A 3,955-nucleotide genomic window follows, 5' to 3' on the forward strand; every position below is an offset into this window, starting at 1 on the left:
TGGTCGTCAACAAGCTGCGTGGCGGCCTGAAGATTGCTGCTGTAAAGGCACCAGGCTTTGGCGATCGTCGCAAGGCGATGCTGGAAGATATCGCGATCCTCACCAAGGGTGAAATGATCAGCGAAGACCTCGGCATCAAGCTTGAAACCGTTACCTTGGGCATGCTTGGTCAAGCCAAGCGCGTCACCATCGACAAGGACAACACCATCATCGTCGACGGTGCTGGCGAAACGGATGCGATCAAGGGCCGCGTTGAAGCGATCCGTGCGCAGATCGAAAACACCACGTCGGATTACGACAAGGAAAAGCTGCAAGAGCGTTTGGCGAAACTCGCCGGCGGTGTTGCTGTGATCAAGGTCGGTGGTTCGACCGAAGTAGAAGTGAAAGAACGCAAGGACCGCGTCGACGATGCGCTGCACGCAACCCGCGCAGCTGTTGAAGAAGGCATCGTCCCAGGCGGCGGTACTGCACTTCTTTACGCAACAAAGGCTCTCGAAGGCCTCAAGGGCGTCAATGACGACCAGACACGTGGTATCGACATCATCCGCAAGGCGATTGTTGCTCCATTGCGTCAGATCGCGGCCAACGCCGGATATGATGGTGCAGTTGTTTCGGGCAATTTGTTGCGCGAAAATGACGAGACCATGGGCTTCAACGCATCAACCGATGTGTATGAAAACCTCGTGGCGTCGGGCGTTATCGACCCAACCAAGGTCGTACGTACCGCGTTGCAAGATGCGGCATCGGTTGCTGGTCTGTTGATTACCACTGAAGCAGCAATTTCAGACGCACCAGAAGACAAGGCCGGTGGCGCTGGCGGCATGCCAGGCGGTATGGGCGGCATGGGCGGCATGGGCGGTATGGACTTCTAAGTCCAAACCCTCAGCTCAAGCTGAAACAAAAACGGGCCGGAGGGGAAACCTTCCGGCCTTTTTGTTTGGCACGGCAAGTGTGTCAGCGGCCCATGTGCTGAAGCATTTCGCCCATTTTCTGGTGCAACATGTTCATGCCCTTCAATGGGCGAACCATGACTTTGAAATGGGTGATGAGGCCGTCATCGTCGCAGGTGATCATATCAACGCCGTTGATAGCGACGCCGTCGATAACGGTCTGGAACTCTAGGATTGCACTATTCTCACGGTGCCATTCGCCGACATATTTGAATTCTGCATTGCCCAAAGTATGCCCCGCCGCCGCCAAATATTTGGCGGTGATCGCCTTGCCCAGTTGGGGCGTGTGGACGACGGGGCTTTCGAAGACACAGTCGTCATGCAGTATCGCGGCGATGGCATCTACATCGCGTGACAAGGCGACTGTGTGCCAGATTTCAGCGGGTTTTGGCATGTTCAATATCCCAGATCGAGGTTCACCATTGGCGCGAGCGCCGCGCCCTTGCGATAGCGCTCCAGATTTTCGAAGAAACGCGTGGCCGCACGGACAAACATCTTGTCCTGCGCGCGGCCGGACAAGTGCATCGAGATATGCGCATTATCGAGCGTCCACAATATATGGTCGGCAGGAAGCGGGTCAGGCGTGGTAACGTCTAAGAACGCCGCAGCGATTTGCTTGGTCTGAAGCGCTGTTACCAACCCCTCCTGATCCACGACCGACCCACGCGCAATGTTGATGAGCGATGCGCTGGGCTTCATCGCCGCAAGCTCGGCAGCGCCAATCATGTCGTCGGTCTCTGCAGTGGCGGGCACGGCGAGGATGACCCAGTCAAAATCGCCCAATACCGCGCGCCATTGGTCTGGTGTGAGCGTGTTGGCTCCTGCCGAGCGGCGAACAACCGTTACATCCACACCAAAGGGCTTTAGACGTTCCTCAATCAGCTTCCCGATTGCGCCATAGCCAAGCAGCAATGCCTTTGATCCAAACAGTTCGACCTTACCCGGTGAGTCCAGCAGCCATTCGCGGCGTTCTTGCGCGCGGACAACTTCGCGGTAGTTCTTTGCCACCGTTAACATGGCCATCACGACATATTCAGCGATGGTGACGGCGTTGATACCTGCGCCATTGGTGACAACGCAGCCTTGCGCCTTCAACTGCTTTAGCGGCATGCCGTCGACGCCTGCATAAATGCTGTTGAGCCATTTCATGTTGGTGGCCGCATTAATGACGGTGGCCATATCGCCCTTGTCATACATGTCGAACCAGCCAATTTCGGCCTGCGGTGCGAGTGCGAGCGCCTCCTCCTTGGACATGAAGAAATGCGGCTCGATCCAATCGGGCAAGCGCGGTTCAATGAGCGGACGCACGAGCCCCGACATTACAAGTTTCGTTTTGGTCATATATCTAATCTCCAGTCCCAACCCAACGGGTCGCCGTCCATAACTTCGACGCCCTTGGTTATGAGGTCGTCACGGATGATGTCGGACTTGGCAAAATCCTTTGCTGCGCGGGCCTCTTTGCGGGCGGCGAGGGCGATTTCAATTTCGTCTTCAGTGATGGTGGCGGCTTTGGGTCGCATGCGCAGGTCGGTGCGCGAGAGGGCCATAAGGTTGATACCCAGCACAGCGTCCATCTTTGCAATGGCAGCTAGTTGCTGTGCGACATCAACCTTTTTTAGGCCTAAGAGCGTTTCTAGCGACGTGAGCGCGATGGCGGTGTTGAGGTCGTCCTCGACTGCCGCACCAAAGTCACGTAGCGTCGCCGCAATAGCCGGGGCAACGTCACCCTGAACGTGAGTCACAGGAGGTGAAACAAGTTCGGCATGACGGACCTTAAGGTTGGATACCCCCATCACCATCCGCTTCAACCGCACCAACGCCGCCTGCAAACCTTCCCAACTAAACTCCAACTCACTCCGGTAATGCGCCTGCAGGCACATCAAGCGGTAGGCGAGGGGGTGGAAGCCCTTGTCGATGAGCAATTGTACGCGCAGGAATTCGCCCGATGATTTGGACATTTTGCCGCTGCGTTCGATGAGGAAATTATTGTGCATCCAGAAATGCGCGCCGCTGTGGTCGCTGCCGCAGCGCGCCTGATTTTGCGCGATTTCATTGGGGTGATGGATCTCGCGATGGTCGATGCCGCCCGTGTGGATGTCGAACGGCAAGCCAAGCAACGCCTCTGACATCACCGAGCATTCGAGATGCCAGCCCGGCGCGCCTTTGCCCCATGGACTGTCCCATTCCATCTGCCGCGTTTCACCCTTTGGCGTCTTGCGCCATATCGCAAAGTCGGCCGCGTTACGTTTGCCATCTACCTGTTCAATCCGGCCCTCTCCGTCTTCGGTCTTGGCGCGGGCCAGCGCGCCGTAGTGGGCGACGGTCGATGTGTCGAAATACAGGCCGCTGTCGAGTTCGTAGCAATGCTTGTCGGCAATGCTGGTGGCATAGGTAATCATTGCAGGGACATAATCCGTTGCAATCGACCAATGGGCGGGCTGACGGATGTTCAGCGCCTTGATATCGGCCCAATAGGCCTCGGTATAATGGCGCGCGATATCCCAGATGGATTGCGCCTTTTCGGCCGCCATCTTCTCCATCTTGTCTTCGCCGGCATCGGCATCGTCGGTCAGATGGCCGACATCGGTAATGTTAATGACGTGGGTGAGCTTATAGCCCTTATACGACAGCACCCGCCCCAGCGTGTCGGCAAAGACATACGCGCGCATGTTGCCGATATGCGGATAATTATAAACCGTCGGCCCGCACGTATACACGCGCGCTTCACCCGCATGCACAGGTATGAAGGTTTCCAATTGCCGGGTCAGGCTGTTGAAGAGTTTAAGCTCGGACATAGATTGGCGATGCTGGAATTGGGGGCGGAGGTCAAGTCACCGCGGGGTGAACATGTCCAAGGCTGCGGCGTAAATGCCGATCTGCCTAGGGTCAGGACTCATTAACTAAGCCAAAAGATGACTGTAGCTGCGATTGCGATGGCAGACAAGAAGGTGTGGGCGCATCGGTCATAACGGGTGTGGATGCGTCGCCAGTCTTTGAGTTTCCCA

Annotated in this window: 4 protein-coding genes and 1 pseudogene; 1 reads left to right on the forward strand and 4 read right to left on the reverse strand. The window is 56.6% G+C overall.

The genetic code is table 11. The annotated features are described in order from the left end of the window. On the forward strand, positions 1-872 hold an 872-nt coding region (gene groEL, locus ACIQ2T_RS12345; RefSeq protein WP_397591073.1), incomplete at its 5' end, for a chaperonin GroEL. A gap of 82 nt (positions 873-954) precedes the next feature. Here the strand turns inward: groEL and ACIQ2T_RS12350 are convergent. The 4 genes and pseudogenes from ACIQ2T_RS12350 to ACIQ2T_RS12365 form a co-directional block, all read right to left on the reverse strand. After that, complete coding sequence (locus tag ACIQ2T_RS12350) at positions 955-1,344, reverse strand: nuclear transport factor 2 family protein (RefSeq protein ID WP_397591074.1); 390 nt, start codon at positions 1,342-1,344, stop codon at positions 955-957. Positions 1,345-1,346: 2 nt separating this feature from the next. Next, on the reverse strand, positions 1,347-2,291 hold the full coding sequence (locus ACIQ2T_RS12355) for a D-2-hydroxyacid dehydrogenase (RefSeq protein WP_397591075.1): 945 nt from the start codon (positions 2,289-2,291) through the stop codon (positions 1,347-1,349). Continuing rightward, complete coding sequence (gene cysS / locus ACIQ2T_RS12360) at positions 2,288-3,745, reverse strand: cysteine--tRNA ligase (protein ID WP_397591076.1); 1,458 nt, start codon at positions 3,743-3,745, stop codon at positions 2,288-2,290. Before cysS ends, ACIQ2T_RS12355 begins: the two co-directional genes overlap by 4 nt. Positions 3,746-3,846: 101 nt before the next feature. Further along, positions 3,847-3,955, reverse strand: a pseudogene (locus ACIQ2T_RS12365) (IS5/IS1182 family transposase); the annotation flags it as partial.

It is taken from the genome of Sphingorhabdus sp., from assembly GCF_044357595.1.
Lineage (GTDB): Bacteria > Pseudomonadota > Alphaproteobacteria > Sphingomonadales > Sphingomonadaceae > Sphingorhabdus_B.